Origin of the sequence: Chryseobacterium ginsenosidimutans, assembly GCF_039536845.1 — a bacterium.
GTDB classification, from domain to species: domain Bacteria; phylum Bacteroidota; class Bacteroidia; order Flavobacteriales; family Weeksellaceae; genus Chryseobacterium; species Chryseobacterium ginsenosidimutans_B.
Map to the genome: position 1 here is coordinate 114925 of NZ_BAAAZJ010000005.1, position 23990 is coordinate 138914.

Below are 23990 nucleotides of genomic sequence, written 5' to 3' on the forward strand. Positions count from 1 at the left end.
GAAAATATTAATGGGATTTTGAGCTATTTATAAAGCTTTAATAATCTTTAGGCTCTTCTCTTATTCCATATCTGCAAAAATTTAGATATTTTTTAATATACTCGGAGTTATATTTTTTTTCGAAATAAGTAATTTTCTCGAAATAAGGCACTTTTATACTTTCAAATAAATAACGCCCACAAATAAATTCAACAATTTTTTCAGAAGATTCTGGATCGTCTAAAATAATCTGGTCAAATTTATAAACTAATGAGTCTAATTCTTTACAAGTCCAGTTCGTTTCTGTATTTAACACATCAACTAAATTTAAATATTCAGGAGTATTTTGCTTTTTATTAATCATCATACTATCCTTCCATTTTTTCTCCCAAACTGCCTGATTTATTGTTTGTTTCTCAGAAACTATATTCAAATATAATTCATAATCCAACCCCGAAATACCACCAATACATCCTTTCAAAATATGTACAGAATCTTTACTTTTCACATAATATTTAAATAGTTTTTCTAATGATTTAGACTTCCTCTTAAAAAGAATATTTGTTGCGTAGTATTTATTTACAGGATTTCCATGAAATGCAATATGTTCTATTTCCTGATCCGTTGCTATTTTATCCATTTTCTCATGAATTTTATACAATTCACTTTCATGTCCGTCTATACTTATATTTTTAGATTCAGCTCTTTTACTTTTGGAAATTTGCTGGTAAAATTCATTCACATTTGGTGATAATTGCCCGAAAATAAAAAAGGGTGTAAATGTTAGAAAAATTAATATTTTCATTTGAATAGAGATCATTATTTTTAAACTTTGAAAATAAAAAAACTCGTCCAAATATGAACGAGTTTACTATTAAATTATTATTTCTTCAGACATTTCTCCAAGAACTGATCCTGTTCCCAAAGTAAATGAAGAATATTTTCTTTGGCGACATATCCGTGAGCTTCTTTAGGTAAAAGAACCATTTTTACAGGAGCTCCCAAGTTTTTTAAGGCCTGAAAATATCTTTCCGTCTGCAAAGTGAATGTTCCCGGATTGTTGTCTGCATCACCATGCACCAATAACAAAGGAGTTTTCATTTTATCCGCATTCATGAATGGTGACATGGTATTGTAAATTTCCGGAACATCCCAGTAATTTCTTTGTTCACTTTGAAAACCAAACGGTGTCAAAGTTCTGTTATAAGCCCCACTTCTGGCAATTCCACACGCAAAAAGCTTGGAATGTGTCAAAAGATTTGCGGTCATGAAAGCACCATAAGAATGTCCTCCGACAGCCACTTTTTTTCTGTCAATATATCCTAACTGATCTACCGCATTAATTGCGGCTTCTGCATTGGCAACCAATTGTGGAATGAAAGTATCATTCGGTTCCGTTTTTCCTTCCCCTATAATTGGGAAAGCTGCATCATCTAAAACGGCATAACCTTTTGTTGTCCAATAGACAAAAGATCCATAATAAGGAAATGTAAAATCGTTCGGATTTTGTGTATTTTGTCCTGCCGTATTTTTGTCTTTGTATTCTGTTGGATAAGCCCAAATCAGCAATGGCAGCTTCTCTGTTTTTGATTTTCTGTCGTAGTTTGCAGGAAGATAAAGTGTTCCCGTCAACGTTACTCCATCGTTTCTTTTGTAAGTAATCACTTCTTTATAAACATCTTTAATACTTTCAAAAGGGTTGGCAAAATTAGTTACCGTTTCAGTTTTATTAGATTTAATATTCTTTTTAAAATAATTTGGATATTGACTTGATGACTGTTGAGTCGTTAAAATCTCTCCTTTTGATGGATTTAAAATATCAATAATTTCTTCTTTAGCATTCTTAAGATTGGAAGTATATAATCTTTTTTTCTTCAACGTTTTCATATCCATTTCATCGATAAAAGGATGTTGTCCATCTTTTGTGAAACCTGCTCCGATCAAGTATGATTTCCCTCCTTTCATATCAACAACATATCTTCCGTATTGATTTTTAGTGGTGTTGAAGTTTCCCGGATCGCTGTAAACATCCTGATAATTTCTGTCGTCAATTATTTTTGATTCACCATTATTCAGGTCGACCAAAAAAGCCTTTGTATTTCTTGTATCATACCAACCTTCCGAAACAATCGCGTAATGATCGTTTGTCCAGCTTACATCTTCATATCTTTGTTTTGTTTTAAAGAATGATTTCGGAGCAGTATTAAACGGAGCTTCCCAAGTGAAAATTTCATCTCTGTAATCAGCTGTTTTCGATTGATCTCCTCCGTCCAAAGCTTCTGCATATACCAACGTTGCCGGCAAATCACTTCTCCACCCCATATCTCTTTTTCCGGTTCTTACGGATGAAAAACCTTTCGGCATAATTTCATTTAACGGAATCTCGTTGACAACCTTTACAACATTTCCGCTCATATCATAAACCGTTGTTGTCATTGGAAATCTATTTAAAGGAACGATGTAGGAAAATGGTTTTTTGATAGTTGTTGCCATTAAATAATTTCCGTCCGGAGAAAAACTTAAACCTGAGTATAAATCCTGATCTTTTACTTTCTTTAAACTTCCATTAAGATCAACATTATAAATCTCAGAAGCAGTCAATATTTCAAAATTCTTTTCGTCCTGCGGATTTTTCAAAAGATCCTGATATGTTCTGTTCTGTGAAACTTTTCCGTCGGCAGTTGAAACAATCGGTCCTGTCGGAAGATCTTTGCTGGAATCTATTAAAGTCGCCCTGTTTTGAGGAAGTGTTTTAATCAATAAATTTTGAGAATCTTTATTCCAGACATAAGGACTTCCCAAGTTTGCATTTAAATTATCTGAGGTAATTTTCTTAGCTGTTGCAGTTTCCAGATCAACAATCCAAAGTTCTACACCTTTATTGGTGGTATTGGTGAAAGCTAATTTTTTTTCATCCGGTGAGAATGAAGTGTAAGTAATTTTTGGATTTGATGGTAAATTTTTAACCTGAACTTCCGTTTTATCATTAAGTTTTCTAACTTTCAGATTATTAAAATACGTTGCTGTACTGGAAATGTTAGTCACCGGATTTATTCTTAATCCCCCGAGTTTCATTTCCTGTTGGTTTAGATCTTCCAATGTTTTGTAAGTTGGACGATATGTAAAGACAATCCAGTCTTTTTTGCTGTTCATTAAAACACTTGGAGGTCTTTCATAATCAGCAAGTTTAAGGATTTCTGCTGAAGGTTTTTGGTAAGCAATACTTTCCTGAGCCTCATAGAAATTTAGAAATGCAAGAAGACATATTGTTAATTTTATTTTCATAATATTTCGATTTTTACGAATTTAATGAAAATTGAAGACATAAAAAAAGCAGCAAGAAAACTCACTACTTTTATTTTATATTTTTAAAGTTAATTACCAGTCATTCGCTCTTTTTCTCTTCTCAATCAGATGATCTACGGAGAATTTTCCGGCTCCGAAAACAATTAAAAGAAGATAAATTGATAGATAAATCAGACTCATTTCCTGTTTTGCAAAAGGATCTGCTCCATGAACTACAAATCCTGCAATAATCATCGTAAAGATCAAAAATCCTAAAGCAATTCTTGAAAAAAGACCTAAAATAAGAAGAATCGAACAAACAAATTCTGCAAAAACAGTAAGACCTAAAGTAACTTGTGTTCCCATTCCCAAAAAATCGAAGAACTCAGTCTTTCCACCTTCCAACAGCATCTGCAACTTTGGAAACCCGTGAGACAGCATGGCAAAACCAATAAACACTCTCACAACCAGTAACATAACATCTTTTAAAACCGAATTAGAATTTGTTGAGTTCAAATAGTTCATTAAGCAAAGGATTTAAAATTAAAGATAATAAAAATCTTTTAATAGAACGGTTTTACGAACATTTTAGTTTATCTGTATCCGAAATTCTTCAAATCTCTGTCGTTTTTTCTCCAGTCTTTTTTCACTTTTACGAAAAGATTTAAGTGAATTTTTTTATTGAAGAATTTTTCAAGATCAATTCTTGATTCTGTCCCTACTTTTTTGATAGCTTCTCCTTTATGACCGATAATGATTCCTTTCTGGGTATCTCTTTCAACATAAATAATCGAATCAATGAAGATAATTCCTTCTTTTTCCTTAAACTGTTCAGTAACAACTTCTACAGAATAAGGAATTTCTTTATCATAATTCAGTAAAATTTTCTCACGAATAGCTTCATTTACGAAAAATCTTTCAGGTTTGTCCGTGTACTGATCTTTGTCGTAGTAAGGCGGATTTTCCGGAAGCATTGATTTCAATTTAGGAAGAATAACATCTGTATTGAAAGCATTTAACGCAGAAATAGGTAAAATTTCAGCCTTTGGAATTCTTTCATGCCATGTTTCAACCAATTTTTCAAGACCTTCCTGATTCGTCTGATCTACTTTGTTTAATAAAAGTAAAACCGGAACCGGGATTTTATTTAGTTTATCAATTAAAAATTCTGAAGGTTCAGCCTTATCCGTAACGTCTACAATGAATAAAAAAACGTCTGCATCCTGTAAAGAGTCCTTTACAAAATCCATCATTTTTTCCTGTAAACCGTATTTCGGATCAAGCACTCCCGGAGTGTCTGAAAATACGATCTGTAAGTCTTCCTCATTATAAATTCCGAAAATTCTGTGACGCGTTGTTTGAGCTTTTTGAGTTACAATTGCCAGCTTCTCCCCCATTAATTGGTTCAATAAGGTAGATTTTCCGGCATTTGGTTTCCCAACTATATTTACAAATCCTGCTTTGTGCATAAAAATAATATTACAAAAACGCAAAGTTACTAAAAACAAATTTGGTCTTTCGGTCAATTCATAAAAAAAGCCCTTCCAAAAACTGAAAAAGCTCATAAATTATCTTTATGAAATTAAAAATTCTGATTTTTAAAATTTTCAAATTCCAAATAGTCATAATCCGGACAGGCTCCTGATTTTGAAGTAATAAATGCACCTAAAGAAATTGCCTGCTTTATGATCTCTTCCCGATTTTCATTTTTAATTCTTTTTGAAATAAATCCCGAAAGAAAAGCATCTCCGCTTCCTACGGTATCGGCAACCGTAATCGGAACGGCTTCGAAGCTGTAATTTTGATCTCCTACAAAATATTTTGCACCTTTACTTCCCTTTGTTAAAATAACTTCTTTAATACTGAAATGATTTTGAATAAATGCAACGCTTTCTTCTTCATTATTGTATTCTTTTCCGATAAACTCAAGAATTTGTTTTAATTCGGCTTTATTCATTTTAACGATATCGGCTTTTTGCAAAAGAGTTTTAATTAATTCCACATCGGTAAACGGCGGTCTGAAATTAACATCAAAAATCTTAAGTTTTGCAAATTCCAGCAGTTGAAGTAATGTTTCTCTGGACTTTTCATTTCTTGCAGAAAGACTTCCGAAAACAAAAGCCTCTGCATGTGAAATCAATTCTTTATGTTCAAGAAGAAATTCTATAAAATCCCATGCAACATTATTGATGATCTCATACGTCGCTTCATTATGTTCATCAATTTTTGCAATTACTGTACTTGTAGGATATTTTTCATCAATCTGAATATAATCAGTGACAATTCCCCAACTTTTTATCTGATCTGTTAATTTTTTCCCTAATTCATCATTTCCTATTTTACTGAGCATATTTACATCAATGCCCATTTTATGAACGTTATAAGCTACATTAAATGGCGCTCCTCCTGCTCTCGAACCCTCCGGAAAAATATCCCAGAGAACTTCTCCAAAACATACTATATAAGGATTTTTATCTGTCATTATTAAATCATTATCAATTTATTTTACGGAACTTCTTTCCATAAATTTAGCATGAAAAGTTACTCTTTTCCCGTTTGGTGTATAATTATTTATCTGGCTGTCAATAAGTTTCACAGATTCTTTCGCCATATCAAATAAAGGCTGCTGTATAAAACTTACTTCTGTAGGAAAAAGATAATAGGCTTCCGTTTCATCAAAAGCAACCAGTGAAACATCTTGCGGAACATTGATATTATTGTCTATCAGATATCTAAGACCCGCAATTCCCAATTTGTTACTGGAAAAATAGATCGCTGTTTTTTTCGAAAGATCCAGATTCTCTTTTAATTTTGAATGAACTTCTTCCGTAATATTATGAATTCCGATTAAAACGGTTTTTGAAGAAACCTTTGATTTTGTAATTCTTTTGTCAAAACCTTCCTGTCTGTCAAGCAAGTGCGGAAGTTCGGTATCATAACCAACATAGATAATTTCATCAAAATTCTTTTTAACCAAATGGTCGCAAATATATTCCGAAATCTCTGAATTATTGATCATAACGCCCGGAAGACTTACGTTTTTCAGGTAACGGTCGATCGTTACGATTGGATATTCTTCATCAATTAGTTTGTTGATGGCTTCATCAGAATCCACAACCGGAGCGATAATCATTCCGTCAACCTGCTGCTCGGAAAATAATTCCGTAAGCTTTCTGAATTTTTCGGGATTTTCGTCGCAACTTCCAATCAGAAGAGTGTATCCTAGCTTCATCGCTTCATCTTCAATGCTTCTCGCTATGTTAGAATAAAAGTCGTTTGAAATATCTGCTACGATTAATCCAATCAGCTTACTTTTGCTCATTTTTAAGCTTTTGGCTATTTTATTAGGAGTATAATTGATACTTTTTGCCACTTCCAGAATTTTCTTTTTTGTGGCTTCGCTAATGCGGCTTCCTTCTTTTTTGTTGAGAACATAGGAAACTGTGGCGACAGATACCTCTGCGATTCTTGCTATGTCTTTAATAGAAGCTCGTTTCATAGTTTTTTGACTTTGGAGCAAAAATATTTCATTAAAGCTCTAAAAACAATAGCCGCATTTTTTTGGCTATGTCAAAAATAATTGTAGTTTCGCGGTTTTTTAAATAGAAAAACAAGAACACAATAAAATACTACAAACCAATTACTTAAAAAATACATTAAATTCACTTTTAATTTAATATTAATTCTACATTAACAATAAATTCAAATTAATCTAATTTTCGGTTAAACGTTTTACTCCTTAAAATTTAATTAAAAATAAAATTAATTCAAAACACTGTTGAAATATTTTCTTTTTTTATATCATTAAAAGTGATATTTTTAAAACAAACCAGTTTGGATTTACATGGAAATTGATAAAATTCTTGATAATATATATTCACTGCCCGAATCTTCAAAAGTAAACTTAGGAAAATACATCACCGAAATTTCATATCCTAAAAATTTTTGCCTGATGCAGGCCGATAAAATTGTTCCTCACATTTATTTTATAAAAAGAGGAATTGTTCGTGCCTATGCTTCCACGGAAGACAAAGACATTACATTTTGGTTCGGAAAAGAAGGTGAACCTGTTGTTTCAATGAAAAGCTATGTGGAAGATAAACCGGGTTATGAAAACATCGAACTTCTTGAAGACTGCGAATTGTACAAACTGGAAACAGCGAGCCTGAGAAAATTATTCAATGAAGATATTCATATTGCCAATTGGGGAAGAAAGTTTGCAGAAAGAGAATTGGTGAAAACGGAAGAACTGATTATTTCAAGACAGTTCAAAACAGCTTTGGATCGGTATAAAGATCTGATGAGAGACAAACCTGATCTTTTGAAACGGGTTCAGCTTGGTCATATTGCTTCTTATTTGGGAATTACACAGGTAAGTTTGAGTAGAATTCGAGCGGAGATTAAGTGAGAGTGTTTTAGTGTTTTAGTGTTTTAGTGTTTTAGTGTTTTAGTGTTTTAGTGTTTTAGTGTTTTAGTGTTGAAAGTTAATAGAAAATATATTTATTTTTTAACAATTGTAAAATTTTAATCGTTCTTAAATCCTGAACTTTGCAGCAGAAAATAAAGAAAAATGAATTGGATTATCTTAATTATTGCAGGATTATTTGAAGTTGCCTTTGCTTCATGTTTGGGAAAAGTAAAAGAAACAAACGGAACAACTATGTATTTTTGGCTCGCAGGTTTCCTTATTTCTTTAACGGTAAGCATGCTTTTATTGATTAAAGCAACCCAAACTTTACCAATCGGGACAGCTTATGCAGTCTGGACAGGAATCGGCGCAGTCGGAACCGTTCTGATGGGAATTTTCTTCTTTAAAGATCCTGTAAGTTTCTGGAGAATTTTTTTTATTGTTACTTTAGTTGGTTCTGTAGTTGGATTGAAAGCCGTCTCTTCTCACTAAAGCAAGCAAAAATCATATTGTAATCTTGTTAAATGCTTTATAGACAAAGCCGTTTTCATATTTTGAAAGCAGTTTTGCTTTAATATCAAAAAACGTCTCCGATTTTGGAGACGTTTTTTATTTTTTATAAATAATAGGAAGAATTTCATTTTTTCTTAACCCATATTTTTTTATTTCTTCTTCTGAAAATTTTTGAGAATAAAAATTAATTTCTGTTTCAAAACCCGCTTTTTTTAATCGGTCAAAATAATCCATTCCGTACCATCGAACATGGTCGTATTGTCCGAAATGCTTCTGACGTTCCTTAGGATCTTTAATCGTGAAATCTTCATATGTTTTTTCCAGAGAATTTTTCATCGGAACCTGTAAAATTCCCCATCCTCCCGGTCTTAAAACTCTGTACAATTCGCTCATTGCTTTTGCATCGTCTTCGATATGTTCTAAAACGTGGTTGCAGAAAACGATATCAAAACTTTCATCAGCAAAAGGAAGATCCAGAATATCTGCTTTTACATCTACAATCGGAGAAAATAAATCAGCAGAAATATAATCCAGATTCCTCATTCTCTTGAACTTTCGTAAAAATTCCTGCTCAGGAGCGATGTGAAGAACCTTAGCATTTTTAATGAAAAAATCTGTTTCATTTTGTAGATACAGCCACATTTGACGGTGTCTTTCCAAGCTCAGCGTTCCCGGAGACAAAGCATTTTCACGCTGATTTCCGTATCCGTAAGGAAGAAATTTTCTGTAAGATCTGCCATCAATCGGATCAAAAAACTGATCTCCTTTGAAAAATTTATAAATAAGCGGTCGCGCCCAAACACTCATTTTGATAAGCATCGGACGTGGAATTTTATTCAATAAAAGTTTAGTGACTTTTTTCATTAAAAATCCAATTGGAAAGCTTTTTCTTCATCAGTTACAATTCCCAAAGCATCATAAATATACTGGAAAGTTGATAACAACACAGGTTTTCCGTTGATTACCGCAACATCGTGTTCGAAGTGTGCAGAAGGTTTATTATCCAAAGTTGTTACTGTCCAGCCATCATTATGAAACTTCACTTTTTCAGTTCCAAGGTTGATCATGGGCTCGATAGCGATTGTTAAACCGTCTTTTATTACTTTTCCACTTCCCTGTCTTCCATAATTCGGAACTTGCGGATCTTCATGCATCTGTCTTCCTACACCGTGTCCTACCAGTTCTTTTACAACTCCATAACCTTCTTTTTCACAATGATTCTGGATAGCATAAGAAATGTCTCCGATTCTCTTTCCTCTTACACATTGCTCGATCCCTTTATAAAGAGATTCTTTGGCAACTTTTAATAGCTTTTTCGTTTCCGGACTTACTTCACCAATTTCAAAAGTATAAGCATGATCGCCTACAAAACCATTTAAAACAGCTCCGCAATCTACAGAAAGTACATCGCCTTCTTTAATTTCTTCCTTGCTCGGAAAACCGTGAACAACCTGATCGTTCGGTGAAATACATAATGAATAAGGGAAACCTCCATATCCTAAAAACGCAGGTTCTGCTCCGTGATCTTTAATAAAATCATGAGCTAATTTATCTAAATACAAAGTGGTAATCCCCGGTTTGATTTCTTTCGCCAACATTCCTAGTGTTCTGGAAACCAACTGAGCACTTTGCTTCATAAGACGTAATTCGTCTATTGTTTTTAATTGAATCATGTAAATTAATGTAACAATTTAAAAATTTAACCGTGTAACAATTATCATTAATAAATTGCTACATTGCTATATTGTTCGATTTATTCTTACCAGAATAATCCTTTTTTCTTATCTTTTTTAAGTTTAGAATACGCCAAAACTTCTTTTCCTTCTACACGGAATTCTATTCTTTCCTGAATAATATTGTAAATCTCGCCCCAACCCGGAAATCCGCCAAGATTTCTGTCATCGATGAACCAATCCGCATCCAGTTTTCTTGATTGGTTTTCTGAATCAAAAACTTCTCCTTCAAAACTAGAATTAACAGCATAGAATTCAATACCGTTCTTTTTGCAAAACTCTACAGCTTCATCCAATGTTTTTCCGTGTCTGTATGTCCAAAGAATAAGTCTGAAACCTTCAGCCTGAAGTCTTCTTAATGTTTCAAAAGCAAAAACTTTAGTTTTACCAATTGCCGGATATGCATCATCAACAATAGTTCCGTCGAAGTCCACAGCAATTTTTTTATTATTCATCATTTTGAATATATTTTTGAAGTGCAAAGATACAAAAATAAAAGAGTGCTAAAATACTTAACACTCTTACTTTTATATTTAAATAATATATAATTTAGCCTTTAACCCAATTAAACTGAAACTGCAAATCAGGTGTTGAAATTCTGTCTGTGATTTTCTGAAGTCTTGCAGGAAGTTTCATTAGATATTCCTGAGCTTTTTCAGCTTTTTCATTAAGACCTTTTACATGCTCAATCTTCCATTCATCCAACAAGTCTTTCATAATATTGATATAATCCTGACCTGTATACACCATACATCTTTGTGCAGCATCAGAAAAATGCCCCCAAAGTTCACCCGCTTTCTGACCGGATTGTCTCATCATGTGAGCAGGCATAACGATTTTTTTACGCATCATATCTTCAAATGCGATAATCATTTCCGAAGGATCTATTTCTAAAATTCTTGCTACGAAATGTTTGTATGCTTTTGCGTGTCTTGCTTCATCTGCCGCAATTACTCCGCACATTTTTGCCAGTTTTCCGTTTCCTGACTGTTTTGCCAACGTACCTACTCTTCTGTGAGAAATATTGGTTGCCGTTTCCTGAAAACTTGTATAAATGAAATTTCTGTAAGGATCCATACTTGTTCCTAAATCGAACCCATCATTGATCAAATACTGAGTCGTAATTTCCATCTCTCTCATATTCACTCTTCCGCATAAATAGAGATATTTACCCAAAAGATCTCCGTGTCTGTTCTCTTCACCAGTCCAGGCTCTTACCCAATTTGCCCAGCCAATTTCTTTCTGTTCCTGATCTACTCCGTCTACACCCATCAGCCAAGATTCATAAGACGGCAAAGCTTCTTCTGTAATACAGTCCCCAATCAGTGTAACGAATAAATCGTAAGGCATTTCACGGGCGTAAGTCTGGATTTCTTCTAAATCGTATTTAAAATCAGAACTTGAAGGATCTGGAAGGTAATCGGAAGGTTGCCAGATTTTTTCAATCGGCGTTAAAAACTTATCCAGAAAAGAACCTACTTCCTTTTCCAAAATTCCCATTACTTCTTTCCTTACAAGTTTTTGATACATTTTATAAATTTAGGATTAATTTGCAAATTTAGAGTTTTATTTATTATTTACGACATAATATTTTGTTAATTCTTTCTGATATTAATCATAAAAAATTGCCGCTATATAAACTATAACGGCAATTTTTGTTCCATATTGTTCAATTTTAGCTAACTAAAATATCTCCTGTCATTACTTCCGGAATTTCGACTCCCATTACTTTCAGGATTGTTGGAGCCACGTCTCCTAATTTTCCGGGTTTAAGATTCCAAGTGTGGTCTTTATCCATCACGATGAAAGGAACCAGATTGGTTGAATGCTGGGTATTTGGCGTTCCGTCCGGATTGATCATTACATCAGAATTTCCGTGATCGGCAAGAATGAAAACTGCATAACCGTGTTCGTAAGCTGTTGTTGCCACTTTTTCGATACATGAATCAACAACTTCCGCTGCTTTTACGGCTGCTTCGAAAACTCCGGTATGACCGACCATATCTGTATTAGCGAAATTTAAACAGATAAAATCTGCTGTTTCATTTTCCAATTCGGGAACAATAGCGTTTGTAATGTCGTAAGCTGACATTTCTGGCTTTAAATCGTAAGTAGGAACATCTTTCGGACTTGGACAAAGCAATCTTTTTTCTCCAATAAATTCTTCTTCACGACCTCCGGAAAAGAAAAACGTAACGTGAGGATATTTCTCTGTTTCAGCAATTCTGATCTGCGTTTTATGATTTTTTTCCAACACCTCTCCCATTGTTTCCTGAAGAACATTTTCATCAAAAACTACATGCACATTTTGGAATGTTTTATCATAATTCGTTAAAGTAACATAGTAAAGATTCAGCTTTCTCATAAAATATTCAGGAAAATCCTGCTGAGAAAGCACTTCAGTGATCTCTCTACCTCTGTCTGTTCTGAAATTAAAACAGATAACCACATCATTATCAATAATTTTAGCAACAGGAACCACATTTCCGGTTTCTGTTGTATTTACTAAGATAATAGGCTTTAAAAACTCGTCCGTTACATTATTTTCATATGATTTCTGGATCGAAGCCAAAGCATCTGTCGATTGTTCACCAACTCCTTCTACTAAAGCATCATAAGCTAATTTTACACGCTCCCATCTTTTATCTCTGTCCATTGCATAATAACGACCTACCACTGTTGCCAGTTTTCCGGTAGTTATTTCCATGTGTTTCTCAAGCTCTTCGATAAAACCTTTCCCCGAGTGCGGATCACAGTCACGACCGTCTGTAAAAGCATGAACGAAAACATTTTCATTCAAACCGAATTCATGCGCAGAAGTTAAAAGACCTTTCAGGTGATTGATATGTGAATGTACTCCACCATTCGAAACCAAACCAATAAAGTGTACTTTTTTGTTTTCTTTTTTAGCATATTCAAAAGCATCCTGAATTTCTTTTTGCTGTCCAAGAGTTCCGTTTTCTACTGCCATATTCAGTTTTACCAAATTCTGATAAACGACTCTTCCCGCTCCCAGATTCATGTGACCGACTTCAGAATTTCCCATCTGACCGAAAGGAAGACCTACCGCCAAACCACTCGCTTCAAGTGTTGTATGTGGAAAATTTTTGAGACAATTATCTATAAATGGTGTATTTGCTTTATCAAGTGCTGAAACGTCCGGATTCATTCCCAATCCCCATCCGTCTAGAATGGCTAATATTGCTTTTTTCGACATTATGTATAAACTTTTGTATATACAAATTTATCTATTTTGAAATGAATTGAAGAATTTGAAAGGCTTAAATTTTGTTTAAAATGATCATCTTTCTTTTGTATTGAAATAAAGAATTAAAATCTAGATTGGGAAACTCCAGTTAAAAATTGAAAAATAATTTTAAAAAATTAGTAATTTCATATACTTAGAATTAATAATGCCTATTTTTAGCCGTATGGAAATTATTCAAAAAAAATATCAAAACCTATTTAAAGTCTATGAAATTCTTCTGAAGAAAAATGCAATTGATACAAAATTTATAATAGATTGGGCTGATAAAGTTATTGATTCTCCAGCCGAGGTTAATTACGTTATCATTGAATTAGCATCAGACTCAAGAAATATAAATGATACAATCTCAATTTTAAATAGCAATACTCAAAATTTTAATATTGAAGTCGTTTCGAGAGCTGTAATTGGTATATTATCCCATCTTTTAGAGCTAGGAAGCATAAGCATTAATATAGTTTCATTAATAATTAATGAAATTGCTTATTATAAAGGATTGACAGATTTAGAAAATACATTTCTATATGGTTATGGTGATTTTTATGATTTAGCTGTTCAAAAAATTTATGGAGATTTAGAATTAATAAGTAAAGAAATAAAAGAGTTTATATCTTTTTATGGAGACTTCAATTTTGAAAACTATGAAAGCTGGTCCCAAATCAATAAAAATGTAAAAAATAAACTTCCAGAAAATTTGAAGTTATTAAAAGTCAAATATTATTAACTACTCTATCTTTCTTTTTCTTCTATAGAATTTTATTAATTTTGCTTTATGGATTTGAGAGATCAATTAAAGAACCTTTTTCCTGATCATGAAGAGCAGGATTTTAAGATGCCAGAAGAGCAATTCAGGCAAAAAGAACCTTTGGTATGCAAGTTTGAAAAGAAAGGAAGAAACGGAAAACCTGTAACGATTGTTGAAGGTTGGGAAGGAAGTGAAGAGGATTTGAAGAAAATCTCAAAAAAAATAAAAACCACCTTAGGAATCGGTGGTTCTGAAAAGGATGGAACGATCATTATTCAAGGGGATAATCGTGATAAAATAATGGATATCCTTAAAGAAATGGGCTTTAAAACTAAAAGAGTCGGCGGATAAATTTTAGAAGTAAATTTGTGTTTCCGGCATGATTGCTTTTAATTTTTCAATGGTTGATTTTTCCATTGGATTACCCGTTAATATGAGTGTTTTAAGATTTTTCAATTGTGAAAATTCGATCGGAAGATCTTTTAAATCATTATTAGCCAAGTTCATGCTGACAATATTTTTTAAACCTTTTACTTTAGGCGAAATTTCTTTAATATTATTCTGACTTACATTTAAAAATTCCAGATTCTTCGACTTAAAAAGATCTTCAGGAAGTTTTGTGATAGAATTTTGCTGTAATTCAAGATATTTTAATTGTTTTGGAAATTCTAAGTTTCCTAAATCGTTAATTTGGTTGGAAGCCAGATTTAATGACTTCAGATTTTTAACTTTATCTAAATCTTTAGCAATAAAACTGATCTGATTTCCCTGTAAATTAATTTCTTCCAGACTCGGAATCTGCATTAATGCTTCCGGAAAAACATTCAGATTATTGGCATCGAGATGAATGACTTTTAACTTTTGAAGCTTTGCAATATTTGGATTTATACTGGTCAGTTCATTTAAATTAATAGAAAAACTTTCCAGTTTCTGAAGTTCTCCGATTTCGTCGGGAATGAATTTGATGCTGTTTTCGTTTAAATTTAAAATCGTCAATTCTTTTAAAGCAAAAATAGATTCATCCATTTTTTCAAACTTATTTTCCATTAAATTCAGAAAAAAAATTGAATGTAACTGTCGAATTTCAGCAGGAAGATTAAACATCACTTTTCCTCTGAAGCTCATACTGTAAATGGTTTTCCCACTTTTCAGAGCATCATCAACGTTGGTATACGTCGGATATTTTACAGGATCAATTTGTGCTTTTGCCTGTGAAAGAATTAAAACAGCAATAGAAAAAAATAGTTTTTTCATAACAGAAAAAAGCTACCGATAACAAAATATTACCGGCAGCAATTGTAAATATTAATAATTTATTTTTTCAAAATTTTTACCGTCTGCTGGAATCCTCCATCAGCTTCGATATTTAAAATTAAAACTCTTGATGCCTCAAGCTGGTTTGTGAAATCTAAATCTAAAGATTTGTTCGTCCCTGAGAATTTCTTCGTGAAAACAATTTTACCATCAATGCTGTAAGCCGTTACAGAAATATCTTTTAATCCTTTTGGAGAATTGATTTTTACCATTCCTGAAGTCGGGTTCGGAGCAACAGTAACTGTATTTTCTGCATGAGCATCAATAGTTCCTAAAGATCCGGTTGTTCCTAAATTATTTTTAAGAGCCACTACGATTGTAGCAGATTTTCCTCTGTAATCAATTGTATTACCAGTCGCGTCAATATCCGTAGAAATTGTAGAATCCGGATGCTGAATAGAGAAGAATCCGAATTTGTGATCCGGTGTAAATGTAAGACCAGTAGGCTCTGAACCTGCAGGCATAGAAGCAAACAGTTTCACTTTAGGATTTGCCTGAGTATGATCCGGAGCAATTACCCAGATATAGTTTTTACCACCATCCTGAAGAACCCAAAGGTTACCCAATTCGTCGAAAGTAAGGTTATCATTTCCATCTCCCCAAGCTTCAGTTTTTGTTCCCTGAGCAGTATCGAAAGAATAGTTTGTTGTAAGACCTCCAACGAAAGTTTCAACCTGAGAAGTCGTCATTCCGTTGTCCTGTAATCTGTATACTTTATTCAAACCTTTTGCTGTAAAATAAATTTTACCGTCAAGAGGACTGATATCGACATCTTCAATTCCGTTGAAAGAGGTTCCACCTAAAGATTGAGCTAAAGCAGTGGTATTATTTTGATCCGCTTTTGTTTTATTAGGAACCTGAATCCAAACACCTGTTGTAGCTACAGGATCTCCGTTGCTAAGACCTTGATCTAATTTTAATACATATAGATTTCCTGAAGAAAGATTGTTCGGAGTATCCATCACATATTTATAAACCATGTGAGTTCCACCATCTTCACCGTAATAAGCTGTTGTTCCTGCATTATTTACCACAACATTTTCGTGATTCATAATACCCATCTGCCAAAGTTTTCCTTTAGAACCGTCAGTATTCTGAGAAATAACCTGAGCTGTTGCAGGATCGATTTCTACCAACCATCCGTAATCCTTCATTCCATCAGCATTTACGTCACTTGAAGTTGTTTGCTCTTCTGCTGTAACTACAGTTCCCCAAGGTGTAATACCTCCTGAACAGTTTCTGATCGTCTGAACCAAACTTGGAGCAGAGAAACTTACCGCTCTTGATCTTGTCAATTGCCAAAGTTTTGTAGAACCGTTATAGTTGATTTCCGCCATCGTAACTCCTCCAGGATTTGTTTCGTGGTTTACAGAAAGGTATCCGTTTGTTGCACTTGCATTTTTAGGAACGTAAGCCGTGAAATCATTTTGTCCTCCAACTAATCCTCCTCCTTCTGTATAATTATCTCCTTCTTTTAAGATCAACTGATATTTATGTTCGGCAGGAATGATTAATTTATTTGTCTGAGTCGTTGGAACGATTGAAGTAAAGCAACTGATATGATTTGCATTACAAGGAACCGGAGTTGTCGTTGCTGTCGTTTTAAGATAAGCATCAATTCTTAAATCTGAACTTGTCGCTCCTCTGTTGTGCAATTCGATAGAAATTCTGTTTGCTCCGTTTACAAACTTAGATTTCGGGATAGAGAAAACGTTGTAAACACTTTCTGCAGCACCGTCTACTGTTGTACTGGATAAAGTATTGAAATCAATTACGCCAGCCGGCATATTGTCTCTTACTACTTCTTCACCGTTAAGATAAACAACAATACCGTCATCTCTCATAACTCCCAATTCTACAGTAGAAGAAAGGTCGTTTAAGTTTACTGTAAAATCTTTTGCAAAATAAGCTGTCATAAGGCCTGTAGCCGTTGTAGTAGTCACAGGATCACCGTAACCAAGAGGTCCGTCTCCCTGAGACCAAGTTGAAATGTCATAGTTTGCATCTTTCCACTGAGCAACCTGCGCTACGTTGTTGTCTTTGTATTTCCAAGAAGAATTCTTGTTAAAAATAAAAGTCTGAGCGTTCAATAAAGAACCCGAGACCATTGCAAGAGCTGCAACTGTTAGTAGTTTTCTTTTCATTATAAATTTCGATTTATTAGACCTTGCAAAGCTATCAGATTGTTATCAAGCCTTTATTAATAGGACTTTAAATAAATCTTTACAAATATTAATTAATAGAAAACCGAATGTTAATTAAATTAATTTTATGTTAAATTAAAAAAAAATTAAAAAGTGAGGGAGCGGATAATGAACTGCAATTTTTAACTTTTACATTCTTTAAACCGCTCCTCACAGTTGATTTATTTTTTTGTCTGACTTATATCTGTCAGAGTATTTAAGAAAGTAATGACCTGCTTAATTTCTGTTTGAGTTAAATTCAGTTTATCTGGAGCCAGAGTCTGATTTTTTATCTTTAAACCCAGACCTTCTCCTCCACCTTCGTTATAAAAATCCATTACTTCTTCCAATGTGCTGAAAGCTCCGTTATGGAAATACGGTTTTGTTAATGCTGCATTTCTTACCGTCACTGTTTTGAAAGAATTTTCATAAATCCATGAGTTTTCCTTTTTCACCGGACTGTTTATTCTTCCTTTATCACTGTCCAGTTCCAAAGGCTTCTGACTGATCGGTTTCGCTGTAATTCCTAATACTTCAGATTCATTTTCATTAAAAAACGGAGGAACTAAGCCTGAGAAATTTGGAGCAAAATGGCATGTCGCACAACTCGCTTTTCCCATGAATAGATTAAAGCCTTTTTTCGCATCAGAAGAAATTTCTTTCTCATTCCTCATGAATTTATCAAAATCACTTTCGTAAGAATATAAGGATGCAACATAAGAACTTAATGCTTTGGAAAAATTTTCTTTACTGATATTCCCGTTTTTAAACGCTGTTTTGAATGCCTTTTTGTATTCAGGTTTTGTCTTTAATTTTTTGATGATGCTTTCATAGCTTGTATTGAATTCATTTTCATTGTAAATCACATGTTCTGCTTGCTGTTCAAGATAAAAAGCTCTCAAATCATAGAAAAATCTTTTCGCAAAAACCACATTATATAAAGACGGAGAATTTCTCAATACTGTTTTTCCTTCTACGTTACTTGGGGATTTTGTTTTTAAATCTGTGAAGGCATTTTCCGGTAAATGACAGGTTGCACAGCTCATTTTCCCGTTGTCGCTTAAGTTTTGATCATAAAAAATCTCCTTTCCTAATTTTCTTAGATCAACATTATCTTCTTCTTTTTTCAATAAAGTATAAAAATACGGATTCAGAAAATCGCTGCTGAAAAGATTTTTATTATTAACATTCCAACCTGAAAACTCCTTCAGATCATCACTTCTTCCGTCCCAGTTTCCCAGTTCTTCATACAACGGCTGAATATATTTTTTGTAGAATTCTATCCTGTCAAAAGTTTCAAAATTGGTATTTTTTGATAGGTAATCGATTCCTTCCGTTAAAATTGCATTAGCTTTCTGAATGTTATAATTTTTAAAATAAGGATCATCATTGATGTATTTTTTCATTCCTAAAAAAGCGTGAGATGCTTCTTCAGAAACATTTAGCGAACCCGGAGTATCAAAACCTGTAACTCCCAAACTATACATTCTGATCAGTTCAATTCTTAACGGTAAAGTCTTGTTGTTTCCTTTACTTAAACCGTTTTTAACAGAACTTAAATAAAAACTTGCATAACTGTTATACAAAAAATCTGTAATCGTTTTGATTTCTTCTTTTTGTTCTGCAGCTTCATCGGAAAAAATCAATTCATCCAATACCTGCAAACCCTCGGGAGGAAGCGTGTAAGCTGTAGTTCCTGCCGCTTCAATATGAAATAAAGGTGCTGCGTTGAGATGTGTTTTTGTAAATTCGGGATAATGATAAGCAACATAAAATTCAATTTCTTTGAAAGAATTTCTTGTTTCTTTTAACGATTTTTGAAGATCTTCCAATGAGATTTTATCCTCAGAAAATTGATGAGCGTTGGATTTTAACTGGTCAAGTTTAGTTTTAAAATCAGTTAAGCCTTTATTAACAACAGAATTTTCAGTTTCAACACCTTTATACGTCGGATTGAATGACATTACTGCAAAACCAATTAAAAGAATTACAATAAGTAGCGGATAAGATCTCATTAAATTTTTGTGCAAAACTATTGATACCAAAACGATCAGACGTTACCACAACTTTAACTTTGAATTAAATAATGTTTACATTTTAGATATCATATTTTTTACTAATTTTAAAACCCGAAAATCAAAATTCATTATTCACTGAAAGTCAATCTACTTTTTTGGACTTCGTTTTAAGATAATGATGAAAGGAATTTGGGGAGGATTTTAAAACAACTTTAATTAAACTATAAAAACATATTTATGCTAGATAAGCTTGCTGCTTCAGAATTGGTTCTGAACGAAGACGGAAGTGTGTACCATTTAAATCTTTTGCCTGAAGATATTGCCGAAAAAATCATCCTTGTGGGAGATCCTGATCGTGTTGCGAAGGTTTCAAAATATTTCGATACTGTAGAAATCAAAAAAAATAAAAGAGAGTTTTATACCCATACAGGAACTTTAAGAGGCGAAAGAATTACCGTAATGTCAACCGGAATCGGTACGGAAAATATTGACATTGTAATGAATGAACTGGATGCTCTGGTAAATATCGATCTTAAAAATAAAGAATTTAAAACCGAACATTCCGCGCTTCAACTGTTCAGAATGGGAACTTGCGGGAGTGTAAATCCTGATGTTCAGGTTGATAACATGTTGGTGACTCAAAATGTTGTCGGACTGGATGGTTTGATGCATTTTTATCAGGATTATGAGTTTGAAAATGAATTTTCCAAGAACTTTTTAGAGAAATTCCCTTATGCGAAAATCAAGCCGATGCTTTATTTTTCAGAATGGTCGGAAGAATTGGGAGAATTATATAAAGACGCAAAATATCATGGAAATACAGCGACTTTCCCCGGTTTTTATGCTCCACAGGGAAGACAGCTTCGTCTGAAAGCTGTTGACGACAAGTTTTTGGAAACATTAAATGATCTTGGCGTAACGAATTTCGAAATGGAAACTTCTGCAATTTATGCGTTGTCTAAACTTTTAGGCCATAAAGCAATTACAGTAAATAATGTAATTGCCAACAGAAGACGTGGAGAATTCTCTGCAGATCATCATGCTTCTGAAAAGAACCTGATTGAGTGGGTTTTGGATAGAATTATCAAGTAAAATACTTACATTTTTTACTATTAGGAAAATCAAGTTTTACTTTCAATTATATCTCAAAAATAAAAAGGATCTCAAATTGAGATCCTTTTATATTAATTATCAAATAAACTTCTTAAAGATTTTTCAATCTATTTGAAATGTCATATTATCTATTCAATTCTATTAAAACTCATTTACCGTTACGTAGAAGTGTGAAGAATTCAGGCTTTCTGCACCTGAAGAAATATTGGTAAGATTGATTGTAATATTCGATGTTGAGGTCATTCTGGGATTCGAGATTGAAAATGTAGAATTTCCTGCAAAATCTCCTGCCGGTGTCACCACAATTGTTGCTCTTGTAGATCCCGTATTCAAAGCCGGAGGAATCGTAATATTCATCGTTGTTGATTTTCCCGGAGCCAGATTATTTATAGAAACACTTGCCCAAACTTCAAAACTGATCTGATTTTTATTTACTGTTCCTCTGTCTCCTAATTTATATTGCCCACTTACATCTAATTTTGCCGTATTATTTGGTGTACTTGTCCCAATTCCGACATTGGCGTTGCTATCCCCTAAAACAATTGCATTATATTGAGAAGTTGACGCGTTATAACCTATCGCGGTTGAATTCTGTCCCGTTGATGATGCTCCGGAACCGATTGCGGTTGAATTCTGACCGTTTGTGGTTGAATTATATCCAATAGCAGTTTCGCTGTTAGAATTTGTTTTTGCACTGTATCCTAAAGCCACAGACTGAAAACCTGCCGCTATCGAATTATTTCCTAAAGCGGAAGATTCATTGGCTGTTGTTTTTGCATTATATCCGATTGCCGTAGATTGAAAACCGTCGGCTAAAGTGTTGTTTCCTAACGCAGTTGATTCGTTTTTATTTGTTTTAGCATTATAACCAATTGCATTCGACCGAAAAGCTCCTGCTGTCGATTTATTTCCTAAAGCCAACCCATCATTTGCCGTTACAGAAGCTTCATTACCTACAGAAACTCCTTGATATGAAGAGCTTGAAATTCCTATTGCAATACCATTCTGACCCGCATTAGCACCAGAACCTAAACTTACAGAATTATCTGTTCCCAATCTTCCTGATTTTACAGAATTAACTTTGAAAACCAAATCATCAGATGTATTTGTCCCTAATGATAAATTGGTATTTGACCCTCCAAAATTTCCACTGTTTGTCGCTGAATTATTCCAATTGGTTGCAGGATTACTTCCTCCTCCATTGAGACTGCTTCCTGTACTTCCAACAGAAATCATATTCCACTTCAGGTTGTTCCAGTAATACAATCCTGTATCTGCCAATCCGCCTTGCCCGTTATTCCAAACGATCAGTCCGGTTGATGGCGAAGGAACTGTTACATTATCTGTAATCGATGTCAAGGCAATACTCGGTAATAAGACTCCTTTATTTTTAGAATTAATTTCCAGCATTGCAGAAGCATTAGGATTTGGAGTACCTATCCCTACTTGAGCTAATATAAGATTAAAATTAATTAACAATAAGGTGGTGAATAAGATTTGAAGTTTTGTTTTTTTTAGCATCTCGAGTTTATTGTATAGATAATAATTTACGACTGCAAATATAATAATTTTCAATAAAACATACATTTTTTTAATAAATTTATAATTTCACACAGAATAGTGAATAATTAAACTAAAAAGTCATATTTTATCACTATTTAATGAAAGCCAATATAGAATTAATTCTATGTTAAATCTTAACCACAATGTCATAAAACACTGTTTTTAATTCTTTATTGAGTGTATTAAAATTTTACTTTTATCAATTAAAGTCACTAAAAAATGAATAAAATACAATTTATCACTATTTGTTGAAACATTTTTTTAGTTAAATATTTGTAAATAAGGTGTTTTGACCTTCGTAAAAGATACAAATCAGCATAAAAAAATTATATTTTTATCTTAGTAATAAAGACTTAATATAATTGAAGAGTTAATTAATATATACCCTATTAATTATTATTACTTCAAAACTTTATTTATAGTAAAAGTTAAAGTGGTGTGGATAAAGTTTTATGAAAAGTTTAACAGTATGCGGAAATTTTAGGAATAGTTATTGTTTTATGGTAAACATCACTAAAATAATTAATATTATGAATAATTCAGAATACAACAAAGCGGAAAATGCAGTAAACAATACTGAAACCACTTTAAAAGATGCGGCAGCCAATGCAAAATGGAAAATCGAGGAATTGGCAGACAGAGCAAAGGATTATATCAACGAAAAAAGAGCCAATGATGAAGAAGCACAACAAGAAGACTGGCTTGACAGAGTAAAAAATAATGCTTCTGATGCCTGGGATGATATTAAAGATAAAGCCAATGATGCCTGGGAAAAAACCAAAGATGCAGCAGAAGATGTAAAAGCAGAATGGAACAAGAAAACCAATTAAAATTTCAGTCATATAAATAATTTCAAGAAAAACGGAGCCTTTTTATACAAGGCTCCGTTTTTTATTATGTTCTAAACACAAATTATTGCTACATTTGTATCTTAATAAACATTAAAAAATTATGTCATACGGTTTACTTAAAGGCAAAAAGGGAATTATTTTTGGAGCCCTTAATGAACAATCTATTGCATGGAAAGTTGCAGAAAGATGTCATGAAGAAGGTGCTGAATTTATCTTGTCTAATGCTCCTATCGCTCTTAGAATGGGAGAATTAAACGGTTTAGCAGAAAAAACAGGTTCTGATGTAATCGGTGCAGATGCCACTTCAATCGAAGATCTTGAAAAACTTTTTGATGCCGCTGTCGCAAAATTTGGTAAAATCGACTTTATCCTTCATTCTATAGGAATGTCTATCAATGTAAGAAAAGGAAAACATTATACAGAAATGAATTACGACTGGTTGGAAAAAGGCTGGGATATTTCTGCTGTTTCTTTCCACAAAGTAATGCGTGTAGCGTATGAAAAAGACTGTATGAATGAATGGGGAAGCATTTTGGCACTTACCTATATTGCAGCTCAGAGAACGTTCCCGGATTATAATGATATGTCTGATAACAAAGCTTATCTTGAAAGCATTGCAAGAACTTTCGGAAATTACTGGGGTGAGAGAAAAGTACGTGTAAATACGGTTTCTCAGTCTCCTACTCCTACCACTGCAGGAAGTGGTGTGAAAGGTTTCGGAGGTTTCTTAGGATATGCAGAAGATATGTCTCCGCTAGGAAATGCTACCGCTTTGGAATGTGCAGATTATTGCGTTACTCTTTTCTCTGATCTTACTAAAAAAGTGACGATGCAGAATCTTTTCCATGATGGAGGATTCAGCAGTTCCGGAGTTACTCAGAAAGTAATCAGTAAATATGATGTTGAATAGTAGTTTTACAATTATTCTTTAAATATAAACAAAAACCGAAGCTAATGCTTCGGTTTTTGTTTGGGGAAACTTTCACACAAAAATCAAATCGGCGGCACCAAAGGTGCCGC

22 protein-coding genes are annotated in these 23990 nt (G+C 33.4%); 7 read left to right on the forward strand and 15 right to left on the reverse strand.

Going from position 1 to position 23990, the window contains the following annotated elements:
• Window positions 1–37: 37 nt before the first annotated feature.
• The 6 genes from ABD745_RS07495 to ABD745_RS07520 all read right to left on the reverse strand — a co-directional run bounded on the left by ABD745_RS07495 (window position 38) and on the right by ABD745_RS07520 (window position 6763).
• A complete protein-coding gene (locus ABD745_RS07495) occupies window positions 38–784 on the reverse strand; it encodes a hypothetical protein (protein ID WP_344827530.1) in 747 nt (248 codons plus the stop codon).
• Window positions 785–861: 77 nt separating this feature from the next.
• On the reverse strand, window positions 862–3264 hold the full coding sequence (locus ABD745_RS07500; RefSeq protein WP_344827532.1) for an alpha/beta hydrolase family protein: 2403 nt from the start codon (window positions 3262–3264) through the stop codon (window positions 862–864).
• 93 nt (window positions 3265–3357) lie between these two features.
• Entirely contained in the window at window positions 3358–3789 is a 432-nt protein-coding gene (locus tag ABD745_RS07505; protein WP_344827533.1) for a DoxX family protein, read from the reverse strand.
• A gap of 68 nt (window positions 3790–3857) precedes the next feature.
• Complete coding sequence (era, locus tag ABD745_RS07510; RefSeq protein WP_047402146.1) at window positions 3858–4733, reverse strand: GTPase Era; 876 nt, start codon at window positions 4731–4733, stop codon at window positions 3858–3860.
• Between the two features lie 113 nt (window positions 4734–4846).
• Window positions 4847–5746, reverse strand: coding sequence for a carbohydrate kinase family protein (locus ABD745_RS07515; protein WP_344827536.1), 900 nt, complete (start codon window positions 5744–5746; stop codon window positions 4847–4849).
• Window positions 5747–5764: 18 nt separating this feature from the next.
• Window positions 5765–6763 carry a LacI family DNA-binding transcriptional regulator gene (locus tag ABD745_RS07520; RefSeq protein WP_344827537.1) on the reverse strand — a complete coding sequence of 333 codons (999 nt, stop codon included), beginning with the start codon at window positions 6761–6763 and terminating at the stop codon, window positions 5765–5767.
• A gap of 345 nt (window positions 6764–7108) precedes the next feature.
• Between ABD745_RS07520 and ABD745_RS07525 the strand changes: the two genes are divergently transcribed.
• Complete coding sequence (locus ABD745_RS07525; RefSeq protein WP_344827540.1) at window positions 7109–7672, forward strand: Crp/Fnr family transcriptional regulator; 564 nt, start codon at window positions 7109–7111, stop codon at window positions 7670–7672.
• 162 nt (window positions 7673–7834) lie between these two features.
• On the forward strand, window positions 7835–8164 hold the full coding sequence (locus ABD745_RS07530; protein ID WP_344827542.1) for a DMT family transporter: 330 nt from the start codon (window positions 7835–7837) through the stop codon (window positions 8162–8164).
• Between the two features lie 117 nt (window positions 8165–8281).
• Here the strand turns inward: ABD745_RS07530 and ABD745_RS07535 are convergent, their stop codons facing one another.
• The 5 genes from ABD745_RS07535 to gpmI form a co-directional block, all read right to left on the reverse strand.
• A complete protein-coding gene (locus ABD745_RS07535; RefSeq protein ID WP_047402149.1) occupies window positions 8282–9049 on the reverse strand; it encodes a methyltransferase domain-containing protein in 768 nt (255 codons plus the stop codon).
• A complete protein-coding gene (map, locus tag ABD745_RS07540) occupies window positions 9049–9858 on the reverse strand; it encodes a type I methionyl aminopeptidase (protein ID WP_047402150.1) in 810 nt (269 codons plus the stop codon). The genes ABD745_RS07535 and map overlap by 1 nt, the downstream gene beginning before the upstream one ends.
• 86 nt (window positions 9859–9944) lie before the next feature.
• Window positions 9945–10376 (reverse strand): BT0820 family HAD-type phosphatase, encoded by a 432-nt coding sequence (locus ABD745_RS07545; RefSeq protein ID WP_344827546.1) that lies wholly within the window; start codon window positions 10374–10376, stop codon window positions 9945–9947.
• A gap of 91 nt (window positions 10377–10467) precedes the next feature.
• The gene (locus tag ABD745_RS07550) at window positions 10468–11448 is read right to left on the reverse strand and encodes an acyl-ACP desaturase (RefSeq protein ID WP_047402152.1); all 981 of its coding nucleotides are present in this window, start codon (window positions 11446–11448) and stop codon (window positions 10468–10470) included.
• A 145-nt stretch (window positions 11449–11593) separates the two neighbouring features.
• Window positions 11594–13135: a 2,3-bisphosphoglycerate-independent phosphoglycerate mutase gene (gene gpmI / locus ABD745_RS07555; protein ID WP_344827550.1), complete on the reverse strand. Its 1542-nt coding sequence runs from the start codon at window positions 13133–13135 to the stop codon at window positions 11594–11596.
• Window positions 13136–13349: 214 nt separating this feature from the next.
• On the opposite strand from gpmI, the gene ABD745_RS07560 reads away from it, so the two are divergent.
• Entirely contained in the window at window positions 13350–13907 is a 558-nt protein-coding gene (locus tag ABD745_RS07560; RefSeq protein WP_344827553.1) for a hypothetical protein, read from the forward strand.
• Window positions 13908–13955: 48 nt separating this feature from the next.
• Window positions 13956–14279 carry a translation initiation factor gene (locus ABD745_RS07565; protein WP_344827556.1) on the forward strand — a complete coding sequence of 108 codons (324 nt, stop codon included), beginning with the start codon at window positions 13956–13958 and terminating at the stop codon, window positions 14277–14279.
• A 3-nt stretch (window positions 14280–14282) separates the two neighbouring features.
• Here ABD745_RS07565 and ABD745_RS07570 read toward each other — a convergent pair whose 3' ends face one another.
• The 3 genes from ABD745_RS07570 to ABD745_RS07580 form a co-directional block, all read right to left on the reverse strand.
• On the reverse strand, window positions 14283–15182 hold the full coding sequence (locus tag ABD745_RS07570; RefSeq protein ID WP_344827558.1) for a leucine-rich repeat domain-containing protein: 900 nt from the start codon (window positions 15180–15182) through the stop codon (window positions 14283–14285).
• A 59-nt stretch (window positions 15183–15241) separates the two neighbouring features.
• Window positions 15242–17386 (reverse strand): alkaline phosphatase PhoX, encoded by a 2145-nt coding sequence (locus ABD745_RS07575; RefSeq protein ID WP_344827561.1) that lies wholly within the window; start codon window positions 17384–17386, stop codon window positions 15242–15244.
• A gap of 221 nt (window positions 17387–17607) precedes the next feature.
• A complete protein-coding gene (locus ABD745_RS07580; RefSeq protein WP_344827564.1) occupies window positions 17608–19440 on the reverse strand; it encodes a cytochrome-c peroxidase in 1833 nt (610 codons plus the stop codon).
• Between the two features lie 240 nt (window positions 19441–19680).
• Between ABD745_RS07580 and ABD745_RS07585 the strand changes: the two genes are divergently transcribed.
• On the forward strand, window positions 19681–20535 hold the full coding sequence (locus ABD745_RS07585; protein ID WP_344827566.1) for a nucleoside phosphorylase: 855 nt from the start codon (window positions 19681–19683) through the stop codon (window positions 20533–20535).
• Between the two features lie 162 nt (window positions 20536–20697).
• Here ABD745_RS07585 and ABD745_RS07590 read toward each other — a convergent pair whose 3' ends face one another.
• On the reverse strand, window positions 20698–22077 hold the full coding sequence (locus tag ABD745_RS07590) for a hypothetical protein (protein ID WP_344827569.1): 1380 nt from the start codon (window positions 22075–22077) through the stop codon (window positions 20698–20700).
• Window positions 22078–22649: 572 nt separating this feature from the next.
• Between ABD745_RS07590 and ABD745_RS07595 the strand changes: the two genes are divergently transcribed.
• The gene (locus tag ABD745_RS07595) at window positions 22650–22949 is read left to right on the forward strand and encodes a hypothetical protein (protein ID WP_344827572.1); all 300 of its coding nucleotides are present in this window, start codon (window positions 22650–22652) and stop codon (window positions 22947–22949) included.
• A gap of 121 nt (window positions 22950–23070) precedes the next feature.
• Window positions 23071–23880 carry an SDR family oxidoreductase gene (locus ABD745_RS07600; RefSeq protein ID WP_047402160.1) on the forward strand — a complete coding sequence of 270 codons (810 nt, stop codon included), beginning with the start codon at window positions 23071–23073 and terminating at the stop codon, window positions 23878–23880.
• Window positions 23881–23990 lie beyond the last annotated feature (110 nt).

Excerpts from the sequence above, each read along its gene's own strand:
- ABD745_RS07535 (WP_047402149.1), bottom strand. The coding sequence starts at position 9,049 with ATGAAAAAAGTCACTAAACTTTTATTGAATAAAATTCCACGTCCGATG.
- ABD745_RS07575 (WP_344827561.1), bottom strand. The coding sequence starts at position 17,386 with ATGAAAAGAAAACTACTAACAGTTGCAGCTCTTGCAATGGTCTCGGGT.
- ABD745_RS07590 (WP_344827569.1), bottom strand. The coding sequence starts at position 22,077 with ATGCTAAAAAAAACAAAACTTCAAATCTTATTCACCACCTTATTGTTA.
- ABD745_RS07580 (WP_344827564.1), bottom strand. The coding sequence starts at position 19,440 with ATGAGATCTTATCCGCTACTTATTGTAATTCTTTTAATTGGTTTTGCA.
- ABD745_RS07505 (WP_344827533.1), bottom strand. The coding sequence starts at position 3,789 with ATGAACTATTTGAACTCAACAAATTCTAATTCGGTTTTAAAAGATGTT.
- ABD745_RS07545 (WP_344827546.1), bottom strand. The coding sequence starts at position 10,376 with ATGATGAATAATAAAAAAATTGCTGTGGACTTCGACGGAACTATTGTT.
- ABD745_RS07600 (WP_047402160.1), top strand. The coding sequence starts at position 23,071 with ATGTCATACGGTTTACTTAAAGGCAAAAAGGGAATTATTTTTGGAGCC.
- ABD745_RS07500 (WP_344827532.1), bottom strand. The coding sequence starts at position 3,264 with ATGAAAATAAAATTAACAATATGTCTTCTTGCATTTCTAAATTTCTAT.
- ABD745_RS07595 (WP_344827572.1), top strand. The coding sequence starts at position 22,650 with ATGAATAATTCAGAATACAACAAAGCGGAAAATGCAGTAAACAATACT.
- ABD745_RS07520 (WP_344827537.1), bottom strand. The coding sequence starts at position 6,763 with ATGAAACGAGCTTCTATTAAAGACATAGCAAGAATCGCAGAGGTATCT.
- ABD745_RS07585 (WP_344827566.1), top strand. The coding sequence starts at position 19,681 with ATGCTAGATAAGCTTGCTGCTTCAGAATTGGTTCTGAACGAAGACGGA.
- ABD745_RS07560 (WP_344827553.1), top strand. The coding sequence starts at position 13,350 with ATGGAAATTATTCAAAAAAAATATCAAAACCTATTTAAAGTCTATGAA.
- ABD745_RS07570 (WP_344827558.1), bottom strand. The coding sequence starts at position 15,182 with ATGAAAAAACTATTTTTTTCTATTGCTGTTTTAATTCTTTCACAGGCA.
- ABD745_RS07495 (WP_344827530.1), bottom strand. The coding sequence starts at position 784 with ATGAAAATATTAATTTTTCTAACATTTACACCCTTTTTTATTTTCGGG.
- map (WP_047402150.1), bottom strand. The coding sequence starts at position 9,858 with ATGATTCAATTAAAAACAATAGACGAATTACGTCTTATGAAGCAAAGT.
- gpmI (WP_344827550.1), bottom strand. The coding sequence starts at position 13,135 with ATGTCGAAAAAAGCAATATTAGCCATTCTAGACGGATGGGGATTGGGA.
- ABD745_RS07515 (WP_344827536.1), bottom strand. The coding sequence starts at position 5,746 with ATGACAGATAAAAATCCTTATATAGTATGTTTTGGAGAAGTTCTCTGG.
- ABD745_RS07565 (WP_344827556.1), top strand. The coding sequence starts at position 13,956 with ATGGATTTGAGAGATCAATTAAAGAACCTTTTTCCTGATCATGAAGAG.
- ABD745_RS07525 (WP_344827540.1), top strand. The coding sequence starts at position 7,109 with ATGGAAATTGATAAAATTCTTGATAATATATATTCACTGCCCGAATCT.
- ABD745_RS07550 (WP_047402152.1), bottom strand. The coding sequence starts at position 11,448 with ATGTATCAAAAACTTGTAAGGAAAGAAGTAATGGGAATTTTGGAAAAG.
- ABD745_RS07530 (WP_344827542.1), top strand. The coding sequence starts at position 7,835 with ATGAATTGGATTATCTTAATTATTGCAGGATTATTTGAAGTTGCCTTT.
- era (WP_047402146.1), bottom strand. The coding sequence starts at position 4,733 with ATGCACAAAGCAGGATTTGTAAATATAGTTGGGAAACCAAATGCCGGA.